Source organism: Streptomyces sp. NBC_01298, assembly GCF_035978755.1.
Classification (GTDB): domain Bacteria; phylum Actinomycetota; class Actinomycetes; order Streptomycetales; family Streptomycetaceae; genus Streptomyces.
The window spans coordinates 6,408,957-6,433,853 of the sequence record NZ_CP108414.1 but is presented as its reverse complement, the minus strand read 5'-3'; the positions used below and the strand labels follow the sequence as shown (position 1 = coordinate 6,433,853).

Annotated in this window: 22 protein-coding genes; 16 read left to right on the top strand and 6 right to left on the bottom strand. The window is 73.7% G+C overall.

Annotated elements, in window-relative coordinates; translation table 11 throughout:
- Positions 1–12 precede the first annotated feature (12 nt).
- Entirely contained in the window at positions 13–657 is a 645-nt protein-coding gene (locus tag OG730_RS29265) for a response regulator (protein ID WP_442815219.1), read from the top strand.
- Here OG730_RS29265 and OG730_RS29260 read toward each other — a convergent pair.
- The gene (locus OG730_RS29260; protein ID WP_327307033.1) at positions 644–1,759 is read right to left on the bottom strand and encodes a DUF418 domain-containing protein; all 1,116 of its coding nucleotides are present in this window, start codon (positions 1,757–1,759) and stop codon (positions 644–646) included. The genes OG730_RS29265 and OG730_RS29260 overlap by 14 nt on opposite strands.
- A 221-nt stretch (positions 1,760–1,980) precedes the next feature.
- On the opposite strand from OG730_RS29260, the gene OG730_RS29255 reads away from it, so the two are divergent.
- The 4 genes from OG730_RS29255 (at position 1,981) to OG730_RS29240 (ending at position 5,072) form a co-directional block, all read left to right on the top strand.
- Positions 1,981–2,799 (top strand): siderophore-interacting protein, encoded by an 819-nt coding sequence (locus OG730_RS29255; protein WP_327307032.1) that lies wholly within the window; start codon positions 1,981–1,983, stop codon positions 2,797–2,799.
- A gap of 139 nt (positions 2,800–2,938) precedes the next feature.
- Complete coding sequence (locus tag OG730_RS29250; protein WP_327307031.1) at positions 2,939–3,463, top strand: SigE family RNA polymerase sigma factor; 525 nt, start codon at positions 2,939–2,941, stop codon at positions 3,461–3,463.
- A complete protein-coding gene (locus tag OG730_RS29245) occupies positions 3,460–4,425 on the top strand; it encodes a hypothetical protein (protein ID WP_327307030.1) in 966 nt (321 codons plus the stop codon). The genes OG730_RS29250 and OG730_RS29245 overlap by 4 nt, the downstream gene beginning before the upstream one ends.
- Positions 4,426–4,547: 122 nt before the next feature.
- Positions 4,548–5,072, top strand: coding sequence for a hypothetical protein (locus OG730_RS29240; RefSeq protein ID WP_327307029.1), 525 nt, complete (start codon positions 4,548–4,550; stop codon positions 5,070–5,072).
- Positions 5,073–5,096: 24 nt separating this feature from the next.
- On the opposite strand, the gene OG730_RS29235 is transcribed toward OG730_RS29240, so the two are convergent.
- Positions 5,097–8,084, bottom strand: coding sequence for a bifunctional [glutamine synthetase] adenylyltransferase/[glutamine synthetase]-adenylyl-L-tyrosine phosphorylase (locus tag OG730_RS29235; RefSeq protein ID WP_327307028.1), 2,988 nt, complete (start codon positions 8,082–8,084; stop codon positions 5,097–5,099).
- Between the two features lie 212 nt (positions 8,085–8,296).
- Here OG730_RS29235 and OG730_RS29230 point away from each other — a divergent pair, with 212 nt between their 5' ends.
- The 4 genes from OG730_RS29230 (at position 8,297) to OG730_RS29215 (ending at position 13,958) form a co-directional block, all read left to right on the top strand.
- Complete coding sequence (locus OG730_RS29230) at positions 8,297–10,657, top strand: PIG-L family deacetylase (RefSeq protein WP_327307027.1); 2,361 nt, start codon at positions 8,297–8,299, stop codon at positions 10,655–10,657.
- Between the two features lie 248 nt (positions 10,658–10,905).
- A complete protein-coding gene (locus OG730_RS29225; RefSeq protein ID WP_327307026.1) occupies positions 10,906–12,999 on the top strand; it encodes a PIG-L family deacetylase in 2,094 nt (697 codons plus the stop codon).
- 133 nt (positions 13,000–13,132) lie between these two features.
- Positions 13,133–13,588 carry a DUF2752 domain-containing protein gene (locus tag OG730_RS29220; protein ID WP_327307025.1) on the top strand — a complete coding sequence of 152 codons (456 nt, stop codon included), beginning with the start codon at positions 13,133–13,135 and terminating at the stop codon, positions 13,586–13,588.
- Between the two features lie 127 nt (positions 13,589–13,715).
- Positions 13,716–13,958 (top strand): TM2 domain-containing protein, encoded by a 243-nt coding sequence (locus OG730_RS29215; RefSeq protein ID WP_327307024.1) that lies wholly within the window; start codon positions 13,716–13,718, stop codon positions 13,956–13,958.
- An 81-nt stretch (positions 13,959–14,039) separates the two neighbouring features.
- Here OG730_RS29215 and glnA read toward each other — a convergent pair whose 3' ends face one another.
- Complete coding sequence (glnA, locus tag OG730_RS29210; protein WP_243329674.1) at positions 14,040–15,401, bottom strand: gamma-glutamylpolyamine synthetase GlnA2; 1,362 nt, start codon at positions 15,399–15,401, stop codon at positions 14,040–14,042.
- A 172-nt stretch (positions 15,402–15,573) separates the two neighbouring features.
- Between glnA and OG730_RS29205 the strand changes: the two genes are divergently transcribed.
- The 4 genes from OG730_RS29205 (at position 15,574) to OG730_RS29190 (ending at position 18,186) form a co-directional block, all read left to right on the top strand.
- Positions 15,574–15,975 carry a hypothetical protein gene (locus OG730_RS29205; protein ID WP_327307023.1) on the top strand — a complete coding sequence of 134 codons (402 nt, stop codon included), beginning with the start codon at positions 15,574–15,576 and terminating at the stop codon, positions 15,973–15,975.
- Between the two features lie 106 nt (positions 15,976–16,081).
- Positions 16,082–16,735, top strand: a complete 654-nt coding sequence (locus OG730_RS29200; protein WP_327307022.1) for a thioredoxin-like domain-containing protein — start codon at positions 16,082–16,084, stop codon at positions 16,733–16,735.
- Positions 16,736–16,758: 23 nt separating this feature from the next.
- Positions 16,759–17,448: a DUF305 domain-containing protein gene (locus OG730_RS29195; protein ID WP_442815218.1), complete on the top strand. Its 690-nt coding sequence runs from the start codon at positions 16,759–16,761 to the stop codon at positions 17,446–17,448.
- Positions 17,449–17,766: 318 nt separating this feature from the next.
- Complete coding sequence (locus tag OG730_RS29190; RefSeq protein ID WP_327307020.1) at positions 17,767–18,186, top strand: CBS domain-containing protein; 420 nt, start codon at positions 17,767–17,769, stop codon at positions 18,184–18,186.
- On the opposite strand, the gene OG730_RS29185 is transcribed toward OG730_RS29190, so the two are convergent.
- Positions 18,183–19,097 carry an alpha/beta fold hydrolase gene (locus OG730_RS29185; protein WP_327307019.1) on the bottom strand — a complete coding sequence of 305 codons (915 nt, stop codon included), beginning with the start codon at positions 19,095–19,097 and terminating at the stop codon, positions 18,183–18,185. The genes OG730_RS29190 and OG730_RS29185 overlap by 4 nt on opposite strands.
- Positions 19,094–19,756 carry a DUF998 domain-containing protein gene (locus tag OG730_RS29180; protein ID WP_327309469.1) on the bottom strand — a complete coding sequence of 221 codons (663 nt, stop codon included), beginning with the start codon at positions 19,754–19,756 and terminating at the stop codon, positions 19,094–19,096. Before OG730_RS29180 ends, OG730_RS29185 begins: the two co-directional genes overlap by 4 nt.
- 225 nt (positions 19,757–19,981) lie before the next feature.
- On the opposite strand from OG730_RS29180, the gene OG730_RS29175 reads away from it, so the two are divergent.
- Positions 19,982–20,554, top strand: coding sequence for a hypothetical protein (locus OG730_RS29175; protein WP_327307018.1), 573 nt, complete (start codon positions 19,982–19,984; stop codon positions 20,552–20,554).
- Between the two features lie 90 nt (positions 20,555–20,644).
- The gene (locus tag OG730_RS29170) at positions 20,645–22,300 is read left to right on the top strand and encodes a multicopper oxidase family protein (RefSeq protein ID WP_327307017.1); all 1,656 of its coding nucleotides are present in this window, start codon (positions 20,645–20,647) and stop codon (positions 22,298–22,300) included.
- Here OG730_RS29170 and OG730_RS29165 read toward each other — a convergent pair.
- Entirely contained in the window at positions 22,297–23,388 is a 1,092-nt protein-coding gene (locus OG730_RS29165) for an IS630 family transposase (RefSeq protein ID WP_327302643.1), read from the bottom strand. The two genes, OG730_RS29170 and OG730_RS29165, sit on opposite strands and share 4 nt — an antisense overlap.
- A gap of 211 nt (positions 23,389–23,599) precedes the next feature.
- Between OG730_RS29165 and OG730_RS29160 the strand changes: the two genes are divergently transcribed.
- Entirely contained in the window at positions 23,600–24,844 is a 1,245-nt protein-coding gene (locus tag OG730_RS29160) for a DUF4190 domain-containing protein (protein ID WP_327307016.1), read from the top strand.
- The last annotated feature ends 53 nt before the right edge of the window (positions 24,845–24,897 follow it).

Sequence of the window (24,897 nt, the reverse complement as noted above, 5' to 3'; positions counted from 1 at the left end):
GACGACCAGGACATGGTGCGGCTCGGCTTCCGGCTGATGCTCGACGCCCAGCCCGACCTGGAGGTCGTCGGTGAGGCTGCGGACGGCGCCGCCTGCGTGGAGCTGGCCCGGCGGCTGCGGCCCGACGTCTGCCTGGTCGACGTCCGGATGCCCCGGCTCGACGGCCTCGACGTGACCCGCGCCCTCGCCGGACCCCGCGTCGCCGACCCCCTCAAGGTCGTCATCGTCACCACCTTCGACCAGGACGACTACCTCTACGGGGCCCTGCGCGCCGGAGCCGTGGGCTTCCTGCTGAAGAACGCCGGGCCCGAGCTGCTCCTCGAAGCCGTCCGTTCGGCGGCCCGGGGCGACGCGCTGGTCTCGCCCTCGGTGACGCTGCGGCTGCTGGAGCACCTGGGGGCCCAGGACGGCAGCCCGCTGGCCGGACGGCCCGGCCCCGCATCGGGACCGGGCCGGGAGAGGCTTTCGGAACGGGAGCTGGAGGTGGTCCGGCTGGTCGCGCGCGGGCACACCAATCAGGAGATCGCGGACGAGCTGTGGATCACCCTGTCGACCGTGAAGACCCATATGACGGGGGTGCAGTCCAAGCTCGGCCTGCGCAACCGTGTCGAGACCGCCTCCTGGGCCTGGGCCAACGGGCTGGTCACACCCCGCTGACCCGACCCCCGCTGAACCGCCCCCCGCCGACCCGACCCGCGGTGGCCCGGTGCGCACCGCCGCCCGCGCCCGCGCCCCGGCCCCGGCCGGAGCGGCGGATCGGGACGAACTCCCACCAGGTCACGCAGCGCCAGGCCCACTCCAGCGGCCCGTAGCGGAAGCTCTTCAGCCACACCCGGCCGACGATGACCTGGAGGACGAGGATCGCGGCGGCCAGGAGCAGGGCCGCGGTCCAGCGCCGGGACCCGTCCAGGCCGAGCACGGGCGCGAGGGAGACGACGATCAGGGTGGCGCCGACGTAGTTCGTCAGCGCGAGCCGTCCGAGCGGTGCGAACACGGACTCCAGGGCCCGGCCCAGCGGGCCGCGCAGCAGGAGCAGGAACCCGCAGACGTAGGCGGTCGCGGCCAGCAGGCCGGCGATCGCGGCGGAGCGGGTGGCCACGGCATCGAGCCAGGTGTGGTGCTGCCAGAGCGTCGCGGCGACGGCGGCGGGCGCCGACACCGCGAAGAGCACCGCGATCTGCCGGCCCCGGCCCTCCAGGGTGTCGGCGACGCCGTAGCGGGCGGTCGCGGACCCGAGCAGGAAGAGCCCGGGGATGACGGCCATCCCGCCGCCCGCCAGGGTGACGCCGGCGACCGTGGCGAGCAGGCCGGCCGCGAGGACGGCCGGGCGGGGCAGCCAGGTGGAGGGCAGCAGCACGAGCAGCCCGAAGACCGCGTACGGGGTCAGCGCCTCCCCGGGATGCAGCAGTTGGTGCCCTGCGCCGAGCACCCCGAGGGCGAGCAGCCGGCGCAGCAGCACCAGGCGGGGGCTCGCGGTCTTCGCGGCGGCGCTCTCGAAGAAGAGGACGAAGCTCAGTCCGAAGAGGAAGGAGAAGAGCGGGAAGAACCGGTGCTGCACGCTCAGGTCCAGCACCTCGCGGGCGGGCAGCAGCTCCCCCGGCACCCGGTAGCCGATCATGCCGGTGATCTGCGGGATGTTGACCAGCAGGATCCCGCAGAGCGCGAAGCCCCGGAGGGCGTCGAGCGCGTCGATGCGTCGCCGGGTGAGGGGTGCGGGGGCGCCGGGTACGCCGGGGGCCGGGGGGATCGGGGAGTGCAAGGGTGCTCCTGGAGCGGGGGACGGGGTCTTCCTCACGCTACGAAGCCCGCGCGCGCCCGGTCGTCGCCCCGGCGGCGTATCCCGGCCGTACCAAAGTACGGCTCCGCGGGCGCGGCCCCGCGATCGGGTGCGGGGCGCCTGAGTCGCGCGGGCAAAGGGTTCGGGGAGGATGCGGGGAGGTCGGCGCACCCGTGGACCGCCCGGACCGAGAGGCGGCCGCCATGGCCAGCGACCCCTTCCCGTTCTTCGACCTGCGGGTCCTGCGCACGCGCCGGATCAGCCCGTCCATGCTCCGGATCACCTTCGGCGGCGAGAGCCTGCGGGGATTCGAGTCGGGCGGCTACGACCAGAGCCTCTCCCTCTTCCTGCCGCACCCCCACCAGAGCGTGCCCGTGGTCCCGGTGGAGGAGGGCGAGAACTGGTTCGCCGCCTGGCGGGCCCTGCCCGAGGCCGAGCGCGCGGTCCGGCGCTCCTACACCGTCCGTGAGCAGCGCCGGAGCCCGGACGAGATCGACATCGACTTCGCCCTCCACGAGGGCGCCGTCGGCCCGGCCACCCGCTGGGCGCTCGGCGCCGCGCCCGGGGACCGGATCACCGTGCAGGGCCCGGCGGCCGCGGACAACGCGGGCGTCATGTTCCGCCTCCCGCCGGATGCGGGCGGAGTCCTCCTCTTCGCGGACGGGACGGCCCTGCCCGCGCTGGCGGCGATCCTGGAGCGGCTGCCGGAGGGTACGAAGGCCAGGGCCTGGATCGAGGCCCCGACCGCCGGGGACCGCATCGCGCTGGCGACCGCGGCGGACGCCGAGATCACCTGGGTCGTCCGCGACCCGGACCGGATCCTCGAGGAGCTCCGCGCGTACGAACCCCCGTACCCGCAGGGCCCGTACGCGTGGATCGACGGCGAATCCACCGCCGTCCGCGCGCTGCGCCGCCACCTCGTCGGGGAACGGGGGCTCGACCGGCGGGCCGTCACGTTCTGCGGCTACTGGCGGCGCGGCCTCAGCGAGGAGCAGCTCCTCGCTCGGCCCGAGGAAGACTGAGCCGGGACCGGGCCGCCGAGGCCGGCCGGCCCTCCCGGACACCCCCGCCGACGGCGCCACCGCACCCGCGAAAATTCGTTCGCCCCGCCGGGCAACCGAATCGGGGCGGGTGGTGGTCAAGGGGGCGAAGGAGGTGCCGATGCAGGCCGAGGAAGAAGCTCAGTTCGAGTCGTTCGTTGCCGCGCGCTGGGTCCATCTGGTCCGAACCGCCTACCTGTTGACGGGTGATCCGCACGACGCGGAGGACGTGACCCAGGCCGCGCTGGCGAAGGCGTACCGCTCGTGGCGGCGCGTGTCGCGCATGGACAGCCCGGAGGCGTACGTCCGCCGGATGCTCGTGACGTGCAACAGCGACCGGTTCCGCAAGCGGCGGGTCGCCGAGCGGCTGACGGGCAGCGTGCCGGACACGTCGGTGCGCGACCACGCGGGTGCGTGGGTCGAGGAGCGCGGTGTGCTGATGGAGGCGCTGGCCGAACTTCCCGTCCGTCAGCGGGCGGTGGTGGTGATGCGGTACTGGGAGGACCTCTCCGAGGCCGAGACCGCGGATGTCCTCGGGTGCTCCCAGGGCACCGTCAAGAGCCAGGCCTCCAAGGCGCTGGCGAAACTGCGCGCCCGGCCCGCACTGGGCCGGATCGCGACGAGGAACGAGGGGGCGGTCCTGTGAACGGGCAGGACAACGGCGCGCAGAGCGACGGCGGGCAGGGCGACGGCGGGCAGGGCGACGAGTTCGAGAGGGACCTGCGGGACTGGATGGCCCGCGGCGCCGAGGCGGTGCGGCCCGCCGCCGTTCCGTATCCGGAGATCGTCCGGCAGGGCCTCGCGGAGCGGCGGGGCCGCAGGCTCGCGGCGGCGGGAGCGGCCCTGGTCGCGCTGGCCGTCGTCCCGGTCACGGCCCTGGTCCTCGCCGGCAACGGCGCCGGCGGCGGTCCGGCGGTCGGGCCGGTGGCGGACGGCGGCCCGAAGCCGAGCGCGGCGCCGCCCACCCCCCAGGCGCCCCCGGGACCGGCCGCACCCGCGACGCCCGGGCAGCTCGCCGACGGGATCACCCTCCAGGAGGCGGCCGACGGGCTCGGTCTGTGCCTCGCCTACGACCGGCAGCACACTGATCCGTCCGGGTTCCGGCGGACGGACCTGGGCAAGGCCTCCGAGTACCGGATCCTGCTCGCGCACCGCAGCACCGGCAACGACAACTCCCCCGGGGACGGGCGGTACATCGTCGCCGTCAAGGAGGCCCCGCGGCAGATCCGGCTGATCTGCCTCATCAAGAACGGCAGCGCCCAGGGCCTCAACACCTCCGTCGGCGAGGCCGGGGACCCCGACAGCGGACCCGTCCGCCCCGACATCAACGGGGGCAAGCTCTACCTCCAGAAGCTGCGCTCCGAGGGCTCCTGGAAGCTCCCCTACCGCTGGGGCAGCATCGGCACGGTCGACCCCGGTGTCGCCCGGGTCACCGTCGGCTACGGCGGCACCACCTACGAAGGCGCCGTGGACCACGGCTGGTTCGCCGCCACCGGAATCCTGGACCGGTCCGTCACCAAGGCCCCGCGGGTCAAGGGCTACGACGCCCAGGGCAAGCAGGTCTACGACTCCGACCAGGACAAGGTGTACGACAAGTCCCTCCCGTAGCCGGCGGGAACAGCCGGGCGCCCGGGGCCCCGCCGCCGTACAGGGGTCGGCGGCGGGGCCCCACCGGGCACCGGCGGACCGGCCGGCGGGCCGTGTCAGTGGGTCCTACTACCGTGCCCGGTATGACGTGGCACTGGATACACCGCGCGCTCCCCCACCACCAGGAGACCAACGTCGTCTTCTTCCGCGGGACGACCCTGGACGCGCTCACGCGGGAACTGCTCGGCCAGCAGCGCGTACCGCTCGCGTACGGCAAGGAGACCGGCGGCTGGGGGCTGATGATGCACGACATGTCCGGTTGGGACAGCGGTGACCACTACAGCCTCACCGACTACGGGCGGCTGTGCCCGGAGGGTGCCGAGCTCGTCGTCTTCGTGACGGAGCCCTGTCTGGGGAAGGCGCACGGTCCCGGCTTCGAGTACCACCGCGACGGGAAGCTGATCACCGGCTTCAGTTTCGAGGGGCCGGACGACGGGGTGGGCGCGGAGCCCGATCTGCTGCTGCCCGCCCTCACGGCGGCGCGTCTGACCGGGCCGCAGGAGAACCTCGACGGCGATGACACCGAGGAGCGGATCGTGGCCGCGGTCGCCGGCTTCTTCTCCCTGCCGGAACTCGACTTCTCCCTGCCGGAACTCGGCCTGTCCTGACGCCGGGCACCGGCCCGCGGCCGGTCAGCCCGCGTAGAACAGTTCGTCCACCACGCCCCGTGCGCGGCGGGTGATGCGGCGGTAGTCCTCCAGCATGTCGCCGACCGTGCCCTCCGCGTAGCCGAGGTAGCGGCCGACCGCGGCCAGTTCGCGGGCCTCCGAGGGGAAGGTGTCGCCGGCGCGGCCGCGGACCAGCATCACGGCGTTGCGGACCCGGGTGGCCAGGACCCAGGCCTCGTCCAGGATCTGCGCCTCCTCGGTGGGGATCAGGCCGGCCGCGTGCGCGGCGGCCAGGGCCTCGCGGGTGCGGGTCGTGCGCAGGCCCGGTTCCGCCCAGGCGTGCCGCATCTGGATCAGCTGGACGGTCCATTCGACGTCGCTGAGGCCGCCGCGGCCGAGTTTGGTGTGCAGGGTGGGGTCGGCGCCCCTGGGCAGGCGTTCGGATTCCATCCGGGCCTTCAGGCGCCGGATCTCGCGGACGGCGTCCTCGCCCAGGCCTTCCATCGGGTAGCGCAGGGGGTCGATCAGGTCGATGAAGCGCTGCCCGAGTTCGAGGTCGCCGGCCACCGGTTCGGCGCGCAGCAGGGCCTGGGACTCCCAGGTCAGGGACCAGCGGCGGTAGTAGGCGGCGTAGGAGGGCAGGGTGCGGACCAGGGGGCCGGAGCGGCCTTCGGGGCGCAGGTCCGCGTCGATGAGCAGCGGCGGGTCGGCGGTGGGCAGCTGGAGGAGCCTGCGCATCTCGGCGATGACGCTGTGGGCGGCCTTGGCGGCCTCCTGTTCGTCGACGCCCTCGCGCGGCTCGTGGACGAAGAGGACGTCCGCGTCGGACCCGTAGCCGAGCTCGTGACCGCCGAAGCGGCCCACGCCGATGACCGCGAAGCGGGTGGGCAGGGTGTCGCCCCAGTGGCTCTGGACGGCGGCGCGCAGGGCCCCGGCGACGGTGGCGGCGGTGAGTTCGGACACGGCCCGGCCGACCCGGTCGACGAGGGCTCCGTGGTCCTCCTCGGCCGGGCTGTCCTCCGTACCGTAGGAGCCGATGATGTCGGCGGCGGTGGTGCGGAACAGCTCGCGGCGGCGCACTCCGCGGGCGGCGGCCACGGCGGCCTCCGGGTTCTCGGCGCGGCCGACGGCGGCGAGCACCTCCTGTTCGAGTGCCTCGTGGGTACGGGGAACCAGGCCTTCGGGGTCGCCCAGCAGGGCGACGGCTTCGGGGGCGCGCAGGAGGAGGTCGGGGGCGAGGCGTCCGGCGGAGAGCACCCGGGCGAGGTTCTCGGCGGCGGCGCCCTCGTCGCGCAGGAGGCGCAGGTACCAGGGGGTCCTGCCGAGGGCGTCGGAGACCTTGCGGAAGTTCAGCAGGCCCGCGTCCGGGTCGGCGGAGTCGGCGAACCAGCCGAGGAGCACGGGCAGCAGGGTCCGCTGGATGGCGGCGGCGCGGGTGACGCCGGAGGCCAGGGCTTCGAGGTGGCGCAGGGCGGCGGCGGGGTCGGCGTACCCGAGGGCTTCGAGGCGCTGGCCGGCGGCGCGCGGGGAGAGCCGGGTCTCGCCGGGGGCGAGCTGGGCCACGGCGTCGAGGAGCGGCCGGTAGAAGATCTTCTCGTGCAGCCGGCGGACCACGGAGGCGTGCCGGCGCCAGGCCTTGTTGAGTTCGGCGACGGGTTCCGTGCGCAGGCCCAGGGAGCGGCCCAGGCGCCGCAGGTCGGCCTCGTCCTCGGGGACGAGGTGGGTGCGGCGCAGCCGGTAGAGCTGGATGCGGTGCTCCATGGCCCGCAGGAAGCGGTACGCGTCGTGCAGTTGGGCGGCGTCGGTGCGCCCGACGTAGCCGCCGGCGGCGAGGGCGGTGAGCGCGTCGAGGGTGGTGCCGGAGTGCAGGGTGGCGTCGGAGCGGCCGTGCACGAGCTGGAGGAGCTGGACGGCGAACTCGACGTCGCGCAGGCCGCCGGGGCCGAGTTTCAGCTCGCGCTCGACCTGGGCGGCGGGGATGTTGTCGACGACGCGGCGGCGCATCTGCTGGACGTCGGGGACGAAGTTCTCGCGCTCGGCGGCCTGCCAGACGAGGGGAGTTATGGCGGCGATGTACTCGGCGCCGAGCGCCTCGTCGCCGGCGACGGCGCGGGCCTTGAGGAGGGCCTGGAACTCCCAGGTCTTGGCCCAGCGCTGGTAGTAGGCGAGGTGGGAGGCGAGGGTGCGGACGAGCGGACCGTTTCTGCCCTCGGGGCGGAGGTTGGCGTCGACGGGCCAGATGGTGCCTTCGACGGTGGTCTCGGAGCAGATCCGCATGAGGTGGGAGGCGAGCCGGGCGGCGGCCTGGACGGCCTTGCCCTCGTCGGCGCCGGGGGCCGCGTCGCCGACGAAGATGACGTCGACGTCGGAGACGTAGTTCAGCTCGTTGCCTCCGCATTTGCCCATGGCGATGACGGCGAGCCGGCAGATCGCCGCGTCCTCGGGTGCGGCGGCGGTCGCGATGCGCAGGGCCGCGCGCAGGGTGGCGGTGGCCAGGTCGGCGAGCTCGGCGGCGGTCTGGGCTACGTCTATGGTCCCGCACACGTCGCGGGCGGCGATGGAGAGCAGGCAGCGGCGGTAGGCGACGCGCAGGTCGACGGGGTCGTGGGCGCCGGCCAGCCCGTTCTCGAACTCGGGGAGCCCGGGATGCAGATCGGCCGCCTCGTAGGTGACCAGGGCCTGCCAGTCCCGGGGGTGGCGGGCGAGGTGGTCGCCGAGGGCCTCGGAGGCGCCGAGCACGCCGAGGAGGCGGTCGCGCAGGGGTTTGGCGCTGACGAGCGTGTCGAGGAGGACGGGCAGTTCCTCGGGGGCCTGCGCCTCGGCGATGCGGACCAGCCCGAGGAGGGCCAGGTCGGGATCGGCGGTGGCCCCCAGGGCGTCGAGGAGCACCGGATCGGTGCGTACGGCGGCCAGCGCGTCGGTGTCGAGCAGCCGGGCGGCGGCCGAGGGGTCGGTGAACCCGCTGCGCAGCAGCCGGCTGAAGGTACTGCTCCTGCGTCCCGGGACTGTCATCCCGCCGCCTCCCGCGTACGTCGGCCTGCCGTTGCCCTGGCCGGGCCTTTCGCGGTACTCGCCGTCGGCCGGGTCCGCGCCTGTGCCCGGGGAGAGCCTAGCCGGAGCAGGCGTTCGACTCACCGCATGGCCGATGGGACGGATTGTCAGATTTTTGGCACACTTGTGCCGCAATGGGGCCAGCTCCCCGCAAACCGGCCAGGAGGAGCCCCATGCCCGACCCCGCACACCCGAAGGAGGGACCCTCCGCCGGGCGGAACGACGGTCCTTTCGGCAACCCCGCGGGCGGCCGGGACGAAGGCCCCGCGGGTCGGGGCGACAGCCCCGCAGGCGACCGGGGCGGCCCGGCCCACGACCGGGGCGGCCCGGCCGGCCGTCGCGGCGGAAGTCCCGCCCGCGCGGGTGCCCGTAAGCGGCGGGCACGTGCGGCCTCCCGCAGGCGGCGGGGGCGGGTCGTCAAGGCCGTCGGGTTCTGTGCGGCGGCCGCCGCCGCGGGGATGCTGCTGCGGGGGAACGAGGCGCTCGACGCCCTGGACCACCCCGGCACCGCCGAGGGCAAGGCGTTCGGCGCCGGGTCCGCGGCCGCCGACCCGGCGGTCCCCGCGGACCCGGGCCGGGTGCTCCAGGTCCTGGCGCACCCGGACGACGACCTCTACTTCATGAACCCGGACCTGCGCTATTCCATAGCGGCCGGCCATCCCGTCACCTCGGTCTACCTCACCTCCGGCGAAGCCGACGGGATCAACGCCGGCGAAGCCCAGGTGGCCACCACCCCGCCCGACAAGCCCGCCTACGCCGAGGCCCGCCAGAACGGCATCCGCTCCGCCTACGCGCAGATGGCCACCGGCGACCGGGACAGCCCCTGGAAGCGCACGGTCGTGCCGACCGAGGGCGGCGGCCACGCCGAGCTCGACGTCCTCACGGCGAAGCCGCAGGTCAACCTGGTCTGGCTGCAGATGCGCGAGGCCGGCAACGTCTGGGCGGACCGCCCCGACAGCCTGCACGGCCTCTGGGACGGCAAGGTTCCCCGGCTGGAGTCGATGCTCGCCTCCGGGAGCCCGGTCAAGCAGCGGTTCACGTACACGAAGGACCAGGTCGTACGGACCCTCGTCGGCATCCTGGCGCGGTACGGGCCGACCACCGTCCGCTCCCAGGACCCGAGCCCCGGCCGGTTCCCCGACAGCAAGCACTACACGGACCATCAGGACCACTTCTACGGAGCCCGCTTCGTCCAGGTCGCGCTCGGCGCCTACGCGAAGGAGGTCAAGGACCGTCCGCACTTCTCCGTGCAGAACTACCTCGGCTACTTCAACGGCTCGCTCCCCAGCGCCCTCGCCCCGGACGAGGCCAAGGCCAAACTGGACATCCTGGACACGTACGCGTGGACCGACCGGCAGAACCACTGCGGCAGCGCCGCCGGCTGCGGGGACCTGAAGGTCGCCGACCACCCGGCCGGCAACCACTGGAGCTCCTCCATCAACTACGCCCGCGGCACCGCCACCTCCTGGCTGGCCGCCGACAAGGAGCACGGCCTGTGGGCGTTCAGGGTGCTCGACGGGCAGCTCGCCCTCTGGCACCGCGACGGCCTGCTCGGCCCCTGGAGCGGCCCCCGGCTGCTCCCGGGCGCCGACGGCACCGTCATGGACCAGGGCATCTCCACCGTGACGCTCGCCGACGGCCGGATCGCCGCCTTCGGCACCCGGACCTCCTTCGGCGCCCGGCCCGCCGACTACCGGCGCGAGGTCGTCTACACCGTGCAGCGGGCGCCCGGCTCGCCGGAGTTCGGGGAGTGGACGGTGCTCGGGACGCCGGAAACCTCCGACGAGAACTGGACCTCCGACATCAGCGCGCCCGCGGTGGCCGTCGACGGCTCCGGTCAGCTCGCGGTCTACGTGCGCGACGGCGCGTACACCCTGCGCGGGCGGGTGCGGTCCCCGGCCGGCGCCTGGGGTCCGTGGGACCGCTACGGCGGCTCCGACCTGCACGGCAGTCCGGCCGCCGCGACCGACTCCGCCGGACGGCGCGTGGTGCTCGCCGCGACCACCAAGACCGTGCTGGGCTGGGCCCAGCCGAAGGCCGGCGCGCCGCTCGGCCCCGCCACCACGACCGGACTGCCGGCGCCGGCGCTGCCGATCACGGCGCAGAGCCGGGACGACGGCGTACGGCTGTGGTTCCGCAAGCCGGACTCGGGCGGGGTCGCCACCGCCCTGGTCACGGGGGCCGGCGGGCTGAAGGTGACGGGGCTCACCGACCTCGGCGGGCAGGCGGGCTTCGGCTCGGTGACGGCGAGCGGCCGGCTGCTGGCCGGACGGGCGGCGGGCGGGCGGCTGGGCTCGGACATCGGCCCGGGCGCGGGCCCGGGCGCGGGCCCGGACGTCGGCCCGGGCCGGCCCTGGGAGCGGTCGCCGCTGATGTTCGTCGGGGCGCCCTCCTCGACGCTGAACGGCAAGAGCACGGTGAACCTGGCGGTGATGGGACTGGACGGCCGGCTGTACGTGACCTCGGCGGCGGACGCCCCGGACGCGCACCTGGCTCCGTGGCAGCCGGTGGGGCCGCCGAACGGCGGGCCCTGACCGCCCGGCACTCACTCGCGGGAACGCGACCGGCCAACGCCCCCCACGGGGGCGTTCTTTGGTGGGCCCGCACCCGCGTGACGTCCGTCACGTAGGAACCGCCCGCAGGCCGCACACGGGTCGGCCGTTTCGACAAATCGGAATTCACGGCGATCCGAGTGAACCAACTTGCCCGAATTGGACTCTCACTGACTGTCCGATAGCTTCACCCGGTTCTTCCTGCCGAACGACCCAAGGCGCCGCCACCCATGCCCGTATCCCGTCGACGTTTCCTCCTCGCGACCGTGGTCCCGATGCTGACCATCGGGGTCACCGGCGCGCTCGCCGTCGCCTCCGGCCAGCAGACCGCGGCCGAGGCCGTCCCCGGCACGGGCTCCCAGGCCGCCGTCCAGGCGAGCGCCACCGGGGGCTCGATCGTCCAGATCGTCGCCCACCCGGACGACGACCTGTTCTTCATGAACCCGGACATCAGCCGCTCCCTGCTGTCCGGCACCCCGCTCACCACCCTCTACCTCACCTCCGGCGAGTCCGACGGCCGCAACCAGGCCAACGGCGGCGCGGCCAAGGACCCGGCGCAGCCCGCCGACCTCAGCCACTACGCGGAGGCCCGGCAGAACGGCATACGCGCCGCCTACGCGCAGATGGCCACCGGCGACCGCACCAGTCCCTGGAAGCGCACGGTCATCCCCACCGCGGGCGGCGGCAACGCCGAGCTCGACGTCCTCATGGCGAAGCCGCAGATCAACCTGGTCTGGCTGCAGATGCGCGAGGCCCGCGCCCCGCTCGCCGACAGCCCCGACAGCCTGCGCGGCCTGTGGAACGGCCGGATACCGGCGCTCCCCCGGCAGCTCACCGCCGGCACTCCGGTCAAGCTGTCGCCCGCGTACACCAAGGACCAGGTGGTGGCGGCGATATCGGGGATCCTGGAGCGCTACAAGCCGACGACGATACGGATGCAGGACCCGTCACCGGGCCGGTACCCCGGCACCGGCAGGCTCACCGACCATCAGGACCACATGTACGGGGCACGGTTCGCGCAGGCCGCGGCCGCCTCGTACGCCGCGCGGGTCCCGGTCGGACAGCGTCCCCGCTTCGCCGTGCAGAACTACGTCGGCTACCACAACGGCGCCCTGCCGCACGCGCTGGACCCGCAGACGGTGCAGGCGAAGCTCGCCTACCTGAAGACGTACGCGTGGCAGGACAGGCAGAACTACTGCGGCTCGCCCTCCGGCTGCGGCGACCGCAAGGTCGCGGGCAGCCCGACCGGCCACAACTGGGCCCAGTCGCTGCGGTACGCCCGCGGCGACCACTCCTCCTGGCTGGTGCAGGGCACGACCGGCCGGCTGTACGCCTTCGGCGTCCTCGACGGACAGATGGCCGTCTGGACCCGCGGGGCCGGCATCGGCCCCGGCGCCGCCTGGCAGGGCCCGGCGCTGCTGCCGGGCACCGGCATCGACCCGGGCGCGACCACCGCCCGCCTCCCCGACGGGCGCGTCGCCGTCTTCGCCATACGCACCAGCTTCGGCACCCGGCCGCAGGACTACCGGCGCGAGATCGTCTACGCCGCCCAGTCCACGCCCGGCGGTCCGTTCGGGGCGTGGGTCGCGCTCGGCACCCCGGAGACCCGGGACGACGGCGGCACCTCCTCGATCAGCGCGCCCGCGGTGGTCGCCGGCCCGGACGGGCTGCTGACGGTGTACGTCCGCGACTCCAAGCGCACCCTGCGCGCCCGCATCCAGCAGCCCTCGGGCGCCTTCGGCGGCTGGCAGCAGCTGGGGGGCGCCGACCTCCAGTCCGACCCGGTGACGGCCACCGACTCCGCGGGGCGCCGGCACGTCTACGCCGCCACCACCCAGTCGGTGCTGGCCTGGATCCAGCCCGCCCCCGGCGCACCCCTGGGCGGTCCCGTCCCGACCGGGCTCCCGGTCACCACCATCCCCCTCACCGCCACCCCGGAAGGGGCGGGTGTCCGGCTGTACTTCCGGCGCCCCGACTCGGGGGTCGTCCGCACGGCCCTGGTCACGGCGGCGCCCGGCGCGCCGAAGCCCACCGTCTCCAGCGTCACGGAGGCCGGCGGCCGGGCCGGCTACGGCGCGGTGGGCGTGGCGGGCCGCCTCATCACGGGCCGCGCCGACCGGGGCACCGTCGCCGCGACGGGCCTCGGCGGTCCGCCGGCGTGGACGGAGTCCCAGATGCTCTACGCGGGCGCCCCGGCGGGCGTCCAGGAGCCGGGTGGCGCGACGACCCTCGCGGTCCTCGGCCTGGACGCCGAACTCCACGTCAGCACCCCCGCCGCCACCGCGAGCCGCACCGCCTGGCACCGCGCGGTACCGCCGGCGTAGGCGGCGCAGGCGGCGCACACGGTGTGGGCCGGTGTGCGCGGCCACCCGGAGCCGGTCGTGACCCCCGGTGCGAGGATGGCCCTCCAGTTGCCCGCACCCGACCGCGTGCGGGCACGTCGAGGAGGGAGCACCCGTGTCGGCCGACCTGCCGGACACCCGCGGACCGAACCAGGGTTCCCCCGGCGGTCCGCGACCGCGCACCTCGCCGCTCCGCCGGCCGGCGACGGCCCCGCTCGCCTCCCTCGCGGTGCTGGGCGCGGGAGCCGCGTACCTCTGGGGCACCAATCCGCACGAGCCCGGCCACTGGCTCCCCCGCTGCCCGTTCAACTGGCTGACGGGCCTGCTCTGTCCGGCCTGCGGCGCCAGCCGGATGTGTTACGACCTCCTGCACGGCGACTTCGCCGCGGCCTTCCACGACAACGCGGTGCTGTTCCTGCTGGGGCTGCCGCTCGCCGTCTTCCTCTACGCCCGCTGGGTCACCGAAGGCCTCCGCGGACGTAAGTACCACCCAGCGATGGGAGTCCGGGGCCAGGCTGCGATCGTTGGGGTCGCCCTGACCTGGGCGGTCGTCCGCAATGCGGTCATGTGATCACGGGTTGATCACGTTGCTAGCGGCAGGGCAACCATCAACGACCGTGGCAGGTCAGTAGTTCCGCTACGACCCGCGGTCGTGGCACACGTCCCCGCTGAACAGCAGTTTCACTAGGAGCTTTCGCATGTCCCAGAACATCGCCCCGAACGGCCAGCCGTACTCCGACAAGTCCAAGCTGGTGGCCGGTCTCCTGCAGATCTTCCTCGGCGGCCTCGGCATCGGCCGTTTCTACACCGGCCACACCGGCATGGCCATCGCCCAGCTGCTCACCTGCGGCGGCCTCGGCGTCTGGGCCCTGATCGACGGCATCCTGTTCCTCGTCAAGGACGACCGCACCGACAAGGCGGGCCGCGTGCTGCGCGCCTGACGTGCCCGGTAACGCCGTACGGCCGGCCCCCTCAAGACCGAGGGGGCCGGCCGTACGCGTATGCGCCCTGCTGTCCTGGCCCTACAGGACCGGCATCATCTTGCGGAGCTCGAAGGCCGTGACCTCGCTGCGGTACTCCTCCCACTCCTGCTTCTTGTTGCGCAGGAAGAAGTCGAAGACGTGCTCGCCGAGGGTTTCGGCGACCAGTTCGCTGCGTTCCATCAGGGCGATGGCCTCGCCGAGGTTCTGCGGGAGGGGTTCGATGCCCATCGCGCGGCGTTCGGCGTCGGAGAGGGCCCAGACGTCGTCGTCGGCGCCGGCCGGGAGTTCGTAGCCCTCCTCGATGCCCTTGAGGCCCGCGGCCAACAGGACGGCGTACGTCAGGTACGGGTTGGCGCCCGAGTCGATCGAGCGGACCTCCACGCGGGAGGAGCCCGTCTTGCCCGGCTTGTACATCGGGACCCGGATCAGGGCCGAACGGTTGTTGTGGCCCCAGCAGATGTACGAGGGGGCCTCGCCGCCGGAGCCGGCGGTGCGCGAGGAGCCGCCCCAGATGCGCTTGTAGGAGTTCACCCACTGGTTGGTGACCGCGGCCGTTTCGGCGGCGTGCTTGAGCAGGCCCGCGATGAAGGAGCGGCCGACCTTGGAGAGCTGGTACTCGGCGCCCGACTCGTAGAAGGCGTTGCGGTCGCCCTCGAAGAGGGAGAGGTGGGTGTGCATGCCCGAACCGGGGTACTCCGAGAAGGGCTTCGGCATGAAGGTGGCCTGGACGCCCTGTTCCAGGGCGACCTGCTTCATGACCAGGCGGAAGGTCATGATGTTGTCGGCCGTCGAGAGGGCGTCGGCGTAGCGCAGGTCGATCTCCTGCTGGCCGGGGGCGCCCTCGTGGTGGCTGAACTCGACCGAGATGCCCATGGATTCGAGCATCGTGATCGCCTGGCGGCGGAAGTCCATGCCGACGTTCTGCGGGGTGTGGTCGAAATAGCCCGAGTTGTCCGCCGGGGTGGGGCGGGTGCCGTCCAGCGGCTTGTCCTTCAGCAGGAAGAACTCGATCTCCGGGTGGGTGTAGAAGGTGAAGCCCAGGTCGGAGGTCTTGTTCAGGATGCGCTTGAGGACGTACCGCGGGTCCGCGTAGGAGGGCGAGCCGTCCGGCATCAGGATGTCGCAGAACATCCGCGCCGTTCCGGGGGCCTCCGCGCGCCACGGCAGTATCTGGAAGGTGCTCGGGTCCGGCTTGGCGATCATGTCGGACTCGTAGACCCGCGCGAACCCCTCGATCGCCGAGCCGTCGAACCCGATGCCCTCGTCAAAGGCCTGTTCCAGCTCCGCCGGCGCGACCGCGACGGACTTCAGGAAGCCCAGTACGTCGGTGAACCACAGGCGCACGAAGCGGATGTCGCGCTCCTCGAGCGTCCGGAGGACGAATTCCTGCTGCTTGTCCATGGCTTCATCCTCGCAGTTCAGGCGGCCTGTGCACCACTGCCGCGAGGGCGTGGGCACAGTCGGGCCGCCCCAGTATCGCCAGCGGTGGTTTCCGCCAGATTACGCACCCCGGTAAGCCGGTGGCACCCCCGCACTGACCTTGGGCCGGTCATGAGCATTACCATCGGCGCCCATGGGGGGCCATGCGCGGGACGAGCGAGGACGTCGGAGACGTCCGCTGCTCCGGCGTGCCGCCCTCCTGATGGCCTTCGGGGTGCTGGCCGGCACGGCGTTCCTGTGCCGGGCGGCCGGCGCCGGGGATCCGGCCGCCGCCGGCCCGGGTCCGCGCGCCGGGCACGCCGCCCACACCGCCGGCGCGCACCGCGCCGTCTGCGTAGCGCCGTACGACCGGCCCGGCTGCTCCCCGCTCTCGCACGTCCTGCCCGGGCTCCTGCCCCCGGCGCCGCCCGCGGTCCCGGTGGCCGGCGGGGCGCCCGCGCCCGCCGCGCACCTCGCGCCGGCGCAGGGGATCCGGCCCCCTTCGGCGCTCGCGCGCGGCCCCGACCTGTACGCCCTCCAGGTGCTGCGGACCTGACCGGTCCGGTTCGGCGGTACCCGGGCGGCGCGTGCTCCTCCGGCAGCACGCGTCCAGGCAGCGCGTTCTCCCCACTCCACCCCCCTCAGCAAAAGGATTCAGGGCCATGGCCAGCAGGAACTCCGAAACCAACAGCTCCCGCCAGGCGCGGATAGCCGAGATGCGCCGCGCCGACCAGTCGCGCGACCGGCGCAACAAGGCCATCGCGATCACCGCGTCGGCCGCCATCGTCACCGGGCTCATCGGCTTCGGCGCCTGGGTGATGATCGACCAGCAGAACAAGAAGGAGGCCGAGGAGGCCGCCCTCAAGGCGCCGGTCGCCGGCGAGCAGAGCTGGGACGCCAAGAAGCTCGGCCGCAAGCACGTCGAGACCCCGGTGAAGTACGAGATGACCCCGCCGGTCGGCGGGGACCACAACCCCCGCTGGATGAACTGCGACGGCGACGTCTACAAGAACCCGATTCCCGAGATCAACGCCGTGCACTCGCTGGAGCACGGCGCCGTGTGGGTGACCTACAACGAGAAGGCCGCCCCGGCCGACGTCGAGAAGCTCGCCGCCACGGTGTCCAAGCGCCCGTACACGCTGATGAGCCCCGTCAAGGAGCAGGCCGGCACGATCATGCTCAGCGCCTGGGGCAAGCAGCTGACCGTGGACAAGGCGGACGACGCCCGCGTGGCGGCGTTCCTCACCAAGTACGTGACGGGCCCGCAGACCCCCGAGCCGGGCGCGGCCTGCACGAACGGGCTGGCCGACAAGTGACCCGTACGGCCGGCAAGGGCTCCGTGACCCGTACGTACTGGGTCGCGGGCTCGGCCGTGGGCCTGGCGCTGCTCTTCGCGGTGGGGGCCACGGTCGCCACCGCGGGGGGCGCGGATTCCGCTCCCGCGTCCTCCCGTACGCCGGGCCTCTACTCCGCCGACGCGGGCTTCGCCCGGGACATGGCGGTGCACCACCAGCAGGCGGTGGAGATGTCCTTCATCGTGCGCGACCGCACGAAGGACGAGCCGGTACGGGTCCTCGCCTACGACATCGCCAACACCCAGGCCAACCAGCGCGGCATGCTGCTGGGCTGGCTGGACATGTGGGGCCTGCCGAAGGTCGTGGCCGACGAGCCGCCGATGTCCTGGATGGGCACGGACGGCTCCGGCGGCTCCGGGCACGACGGCATGGCGGGCCACGCCATGGGCGGGGCCGTCACCAAGCCCGGCGCGCTGATGCCCGGCATGGCCACCAAGGAGGAGCTGGCGCGGCTCGGCTCCGCCGACGGCCGGGACGCCGAGGTGCTCTACCTGCGCCTGATGACCGACCACCACAGGGGCGGCGTCGCCATGGCCGAGGGATGCGCCGCCCAGTGCGTCAACCCGACCGAACGGGCACTGGCCCAGGGCATGGTCGAGGCCCAGCAGTCGGAGCTCCAGCTGATGGCGGACATGCTGAAACAACGCGGCTCGCAGCCCCCGACAACGGGCTGACCGTCGGCGGGGCCGGATGGTGCCCACCGGGCGACTCCGGCCCCGCGGACGTTTGAGGCGCGAAGCCCCGAGGGGGTCCGGGCGCAGCCCGGGGAACGGTGGAAGGGCGGGTAGGGGACCGCACCGCAGGGCCCCGCAGGGCCCCGCAGGGCCCCGCAGGGCCCCCGCACCGCCGAGCCGCACCCTCCCCGGGCTCACCCGTACGGCCCACCCTCACCCGTCTGGAGTCGCGGGGGCCGAACGGGCGAATGAGGATGAGGACGCCGAGGCGGGCGCACCCGCGTCCGGCCGCTACGGCGTGCTCAGGAGGTTTACGCGATGACCACCGCCGGAGAGATCATGCACCCCGGGGCCCAGTGGATCCCCGCCACCGAGACCCTGGACCGGGCCGCTCAGCTGATGAGCCGCCTCAATGTGGGCGCACTGCCCATCAGCGACTCCAACGAACGCCTCTGCGGCATCCTGACCGACCGCGACATCGTCATCGGCTGTGTGGCCAAGGGCCACGACCCGTCGAAGATCACGGCCGGCGACATGGCCCAGGGCACCCCGCGCTGGATCGACGCGGGCGCGGACGTCTCGGAGGTCCTGGAGGAGATGCAGAGCCATCAGATCCGCCGGCTCCCCGTCATCGACAACAAGCGGCTGGTCGGGATGATCAGCGAGGCCGACCTGGCCAAGCACCTGTCGGACGAGCAGATAGCCGGCTGGGCCGAGAAGGTCTACGCCCGGGGCTAGTCCGTCTCCCCGGCCCGGACCGCCGCGTACTGGACCGCCGCGTACTGGACCGCCCGCGCCACCTGGTGCGGGCGGTCCAGCATGACCAGGTGCCCGGCCGGCTCCGCGACCGCGAACCGGGCGCCCAGCGCGTCGGCCAGCGCCGCCTGGCGGGCCAGCCAGGCCAGGTCCGGGCGGCGCGCGCCGGGGTCGTGGCCGGCCAGCACGGTGACGGGCGCGGTCAGCGGCAGCTCCGCGCGCAGCGCCCGTACCTCGGCGGCCGTGTCGGGGTAGCGGGAGTTCTCCAGCAGGGCTCCGCGCCAGACCCGCCCGGTCCGGTAGCAGCGGCGTACGAGCCCCCGCGGGGCCGGGTCCGCGCCGCCCGCGCGGGATGCCCGTACGGCCGTCCGCCGGGCCCAGGGCCCCAGCGCGGCCGGCAGCCCGACGGCGGTCACGGCCCGGCCGAGCACCCGGGCGGCGCCGGTGCGCAGCCCGGCCGGCAGGGCCGTACGGGGCGGCCCCTCCTCCACGCTGCCGTCGAGCAGCACCAGGGCGGCGGTGCGCGCGGGGTACAGCCGGGCGAAGGCCTCGGCGTGGAACCCGGCCAGGGAGTGCCCGGCCACGGTGACCCGCTCGGCGCCGAGCCCCAGCGCGTCGAGCAGCCCGGCGATCCGGTGCGCCTCCCCCGCGGCGCTCGGCGGCCGCACGGCAGGGCCGCTCAGCCCGTGCCCGGGCCGGTCGAAACGGACGACGGTACGGCCCGCGGCGACGAGCAGCTCCGCCACCTGGTCCCAGTCGAACCAGGCCATGGCCAGCCCGGCGCTGAGGACGACCGGCGGTCCGGAGCCCTCCACGAGGACGTGCAGCGGCACGCCGTCACAGGAGAGCCGCACGAACCTCCCGGGGGCGGGGTCGGCCCTGCGTCCGCTCACGTACGGCGTTCCCGGTGGACGGAGTACGCGAGCAGGCCCAGCCAGACGGCCACGAGCAGCACCTGGAGCCGCTGCCCGGCGCCGAGCGCCCAGGTGCCGTGCCCGGCGGTGAACAGGGCGATGGAGACCAGGGTCCAGACGGTGGCGAGCAGTTCGAGCACGACGAGCGCGGGCCCGAACCGCGCGAGCGGGGCGAGGAGCCCGTAGCGGCGGGCGGCGAGCGTGAGGGCCACGATCCCGACGAGCGCTCCGGTCATGGCGAGGCTGCTGCTGACGGCGTGGGCCTGATGGGTGGCGGGGACCAGCCCGGCGGTCTCCCGCGCCGCGCATTCGGGGTCCACGGTCGGCGTGCAGCTCAGCGGAAGCCAGGCGTCCGCCGCGGTGGCGGCGCCGAAGAGGGTGATCCCGGACCAGCCGGCGACGGACCAGAGGCGGCGGGGTTCGACGCGGCGGGCGAGGCGGAGCAGGGCCAGGAGGCCGCCGAGGAGGACGAGGAGGCCGGCGGTGAAGTCGGTGGCCCGGAACAGGCCGCCGAGCGGCTGGTCCTGGGCCGCGAGCTCGCTGACGTACGTCTCGACGGGGTTGAGGCCCGTGGAGAGGACGACTTCGAGGACCCACGCGGTGTAGGCGGCGGCGCCGAGTCCGATGAGGAGGGCCACGGAGCGGACGCCGGTCCGGGACGTGCGGGAGGGGCCCGTCGCGGCGGAGGAGCTGTTCACGGACTTCCAGGATCTCCGGGAGTTCACGGGCTTCAGGTGCTTGAGCGGTTTCAGCGGATTCGACTGACTCAGCGGCGGGCCTTTTATGGACATAGTGTGACTAATCCTAAACGCGGCCGGGCCCGGTCCTTCGATCGGATACCCACCCCGGGTAGGGTTCCGCCCATGACCCGACCCGCCTCGCGCACACGGCGACCAGCAGTCCGGTGGCCCCGGCTGCTGCTGTTCGCGGCGCTGCTGCTGGGCATCGCGGGCATGCACACGCTGGGCCATCCGACGCGGGCCCACGCCATGGAGGACGTGCCGTCGGTCCGTTTCGTTCCCCAGGGCGGCCCTACGCCGTCCGGGTCGGCGCACGGCGGCCGAGCGGACACCGGGCGGGACACCGCACCGGACATGGCGCGGGACATGGCGCGGGACATGGCGGCCTCGACGGCGTCGAGTGCCTCGACGGCGTCGCCTGCCCGGCCGCACACGACGGCCTCGGCCACCACCACCGCGGCCACCACCGCCGTCACCTTCGGGGCCCCGGGCCCGCGGCACACCGGCATGGACCCCATGTCCGTGTGTCTCGCCGTACTCGGCGCCCTCACCCTGCTGGTCCTCGGAGCCGGACTGGCCGGCCCGCGCCGTACCGCGCCGCTCGGGGGCGCGGCACGCGCGCCGGGCCGGTCCGGCGGTCCCGACCCACCACCACCCCGCGAACTCCTCACCCTGCTGACGGTGCTGCGCGTATAGGCCGGGCTCCGTCGTCGCCCCCGCATGCCCGCGGGGCGGCGGCAGACGGCGCCCACCTGCCCGCCTCAGACCATCACGAGGTGTTCCGCCATGCGCTCTTCTTCCGCGCGCACCCCTGTTTCCCCCTCTCCCTCCCGGCGCGCCGTCCTCGGTGCCGGCGCCGCCCTCGCCGGCTCCGGGCTGCTCGCCGCCTGTTCGGGCTCCGGCATGGCCGGCATGGACCACGGCGCCGGTTCCACGGGCAAGGGGGCCGCCTCCCCCGTCCCCGGCGGCTACGTGGACCCGGCCGGCGCCGAGGTCCGGGCCGCCGAGGCCGCCCGCAAGGCCACCGGGCCGCGCACCGAGTTCCGGCTGACGGCCACCGCCACCCCGCTCGACCTCGGCGCCGGCCGCACCGTCCGCTCCTGGGCGTACGGGGACCGGCTCCCGGGCCAGGAGGTACGGGTCACCGCGGGCGGCACCCTCGCCCTGACCCTGGCCAACAACCTCCCCGAAGCCACCTCGCTGCACTGGCACGGTCTGGCGCTGCGCAACGACATGGACGGGGTACCGGGGCTGACCCAGCGGGACATCGCCCCGGGCGGCTCGTTCGCGTACGAGTTCGCCGTCCCGCACCCCGGGACGTACTGGTTCCACCCGCACTCCGGGGTCCAGCAGGACCGCGGCCTGTACGCGCCGCTGATCGTCGAGGACCCGAAGGAGCCCCTCTCCTACGACAAGGAGTGGGTGGTCGTGCTCGACGACTGGCTCGACGGGGTCGACGGCTCGACGCCCGACGCCGTGCTCGGCGAACTCCGCAAGGGCATGGATCCGAGCCCGGGCGGCGGCGGCCACTCAGGACATGGCTCCGGAGCCGGCTCCGGATCCCACGCCATGGGCACGCCCGCGCCCGCCGCCAGCGGCGGCCCGTCCCGGGTCCTCATGGGCGGAGTCAGCGAGGTCCTCGGCAAGGACCCGGGCGATGTCGCGTACCCGCACTACCTGGTCAACGGCCGCACCCCCGAGGACCCCTCGGTCTTCACCGCCCGCCCCGGCGACCGGATCCGGCTCCGGATCATCAACGCGGGCGGGGACACCGCCTTCCGGATCGCCCTGGGCGGCCACGAGTTCACGGTCACCCACACCGACGGCTTCCCCGTCGAGCACGCGGCCGCCCGCTCCCTGCTGCTGGGCATGGGCGAGCGCTACGACGTCCTGGTGACGGCGGGCGACGGGGTGTTCCCGCTGACCGCGCTCGCCGAGGGCAAGGGTGACGGGGCGTCGGCTCTCGCGGTGCTGCGCACCGGTTCGGGGGCGGCGCCGACCGCCGCGACCCGGCCCGCCGAACTGTCCGGGCGGCCCCTGACGGCGGACGCCCTGAAGGCCGCGGAGCCGGTGGCCCTGGCCGCGCGCGAACCGGACCGCACGGTGCGGATCAAGCTGACCGGCGGGATGGCGAAGTACGACTGGGCCTTCGACGGCAAGCCGTACGCCCCGGACCAGCGGCATCCGGTGAAGGCGGGGGAACGGGTCCGCCTGGAGTTCGACAATTCCACAACGATGTGGCATCCGCTCCACCTGCATGGGCACACCTTCGCCCTCGGCGGGCGGCCGGGCGGAGCCCGCAAGGACACGGCGGCGGTCCTGCCGAACGAGAAGCTGACGGTGGACTTCGACGCCGACAATCCCGGTCTGTGGATGGTGCATTGCCACAACGTCTACCACTCGGAGGCCGGGATGATGACCGTGCTCGGCTACCGGAGCTAGTGACCTGAGTCAGAGATTCGGTGGCAGTAGGCGGCGACTTTGTCGAGGATCTCGTCGGCTGTCTTCGTCCAGAGGAAGGGCTTGGGCTGGTCGTTCCAGTCGGCCAGCCATGAACGGATGTCGCGCTCGAGAGCCTGGACGGAGCGGTGGACTCCACGCTTGAGCTTCTTCTGGGTGAGCTCGGCGAACCACCGCTCCACCAGGTTCAGCCACGACGCACTCGTCGGTGTGAAGTGCAGGTGGAACCGCGGGTGTGCCAGCAGCCATTTCTTGATGTCCGGCGTCTTGTGGGTCGCATAGTTGTCGAGGATCAGATGGATCTGAAGATCCGCCGGCACTTCTTTGTCGATCTTGGCCAGGAACTTCTTGAACTCGGCGGCCCGGTGGCGGCGGTGGAGAGACCCGATGACCTTGCCGGTGGCGACCTCCAGGGCCGCGAAGAGGGTGGTTGTGCCGGCGCGGATGTAGTCGTGACTGCGGCGCTCTGGAACGCCAGGCATCATCGGCAGGACCGGCTGGGACCGGTCCAGGGCCTGGATCTGCGACTTCTCATCCACGCAGAGGACCAGAGCCTTCTCCGGCGGGTCCAGGTAGAGGCCGACCACGTCGCGGACCTTGTCGATGAACAGCGGGTCCGTCGACAGCTTGAACGTCTGCGAACGATGCGGAGCCAGCGCGAACGCCCGCCAGATCCTTGAGACCGTCGACTGCGACATTCCCGTGGCCGCGGCCATCGACCTCGTCGACCAGTGCGTCGCGTTCTTCGGCGTCTCTTCCAGTGTTTTGACGATCACCCGCTCGACATCAGCGTCGGTGATCTTCCGCGGGACACCCGGCCGCGGCTCGTCGCCCAGCCCGTCCAGGCCGTGCTCCAGAAACCGCCGCCGCCAGGTGCGGACCGTGTCCGGCGCGATCCCAAGCCGCCGCGAAACTTCCATCACCGAATGCCCGCCCGCGCACTCCAGCACGATCCGCGACCGCTGAGCCAGAGCCTGAGCTGTCGAACGACGACGTAACCAGCCCTCCAGCACAGCACGCTGGGCATCAGTCACCGACAACGGCGGAATCTTCGGACCGGGACGACTCATGCCGAACTAACGACAAACCTCAGACTCAGGTCACTAGGCCGTCTCTTCCGGATCCCGTACCCGACCGGCCGGTGGCGCGCCGTCCCGCGCGCGCCACCGGCCCGGGCGCGGGAGCTCGCAGGGGGCCGAAATGCCCGGCGGGGGGCTCGGATTCCATGACAGGCTGGTGATCGTCACGCGCCGATTGCGACCTGAAGGACTCCCCGCCGGTATGAGCACCCCGCCGAACCCGCCCAGTACCCCGTCCGGCCCGCCGACGGAGCCCGCGGGCACGCCCATACCCGAGGCGGCGGCTCCCATACCGGCGCCCGCGCAGCCCCTGTCCCTCGACAAGCCCCCGGCCCTGACACCGTCCCAGCCCCTCACCCCCGCCCCGGCTCTGACCGGGACGGCGGCAGAGAACCCGGCCGAGCACCCGGCAGAGCCCGCGGACGCCGTCCCGGCGGCCCCCGCCCCCGCCTCCGCTCCCGCACCCGGCGCCTTCGCTCCGGTCACCCCCGCCCCGGCGGCCGCGGCCGCTCCCCCGGCTCCCGCGTGGGGAGCCCCGTACGGCGCCCCGGGCGCTCCCGGAGCACCCGGCCCCGGCAACCCCTGGGCCGCGCCCGGCGACGGCTACGGCGCCGGCTACCCCGGCGGCCCGCAGATGCCCGGCTTCCCGCCGCCCCCGCCCGCCACGAACGGCCTGGCCGTCGCCGCCCTGCTCCTCGGGGTGTTCGGCATCTTCGTCGGCCTCATCCCCTTCTTCTTCTGGGCCGGCGCCCTCCTCGCGGTGACCGGCGTCGGCCTGGGCATCGCGGGCGTCGTCAAGTCCCGCAAGGGAGCTCCCCGCGGGACGATGGCCGCGATCGGCACCGCGCTCGCCGTCCTCGGCCTCGCCGCTTCCGTCGGCGGCTGGTTCATCACCACGCGCGTCATCGACGAGATCGACCAGACCATCGCCGACAACCGCTCGCGCTACGAATCCGACTACGACTCTGACTACGACTACGAGTCGGACTCCCCCGCCACCCCGACGGCCCCCGCCCCCAAGCCCTCGCCCTCCGACATCCCGGGCAGGACCTCGGCACTGGCCTGGGGCAAGCCCTACACCTACCCGGACGGGGTCCAGGTCACCGTGCAGAGCGCGGTCCCGTACAAGCCGTCCTCGACGGCCATCCCGGAAGAGGCCCGCGACGGCAACGCGGTCAAGGTGAAGGTGAAGATCGTCAACAACTCGGGGGCCGCGCTCGACGTCAGCCTGTCCCTGCCGAACGCCCGCGACGACCAGGGCACGGAGGCCGAGATGCTCTTCGACGGCTCCGTGCCGAAGATGTTCAAGGGCTCGGTCCTGGCCGGCGAGTCGATGACCGGCACCTTCGCCTTCATCGTGCCCGAGGGCACCAAGAGCCTGCACTTCGAGATCGCGCCCGGCACCGAGTACGACGAGGCGATCTGGAGCGGCCCGATCGGCGGCTGAACGGGCGGCTGAACGGGCGGCTGAACCAGCGGCCGAACCAGCGGCTGAACCAG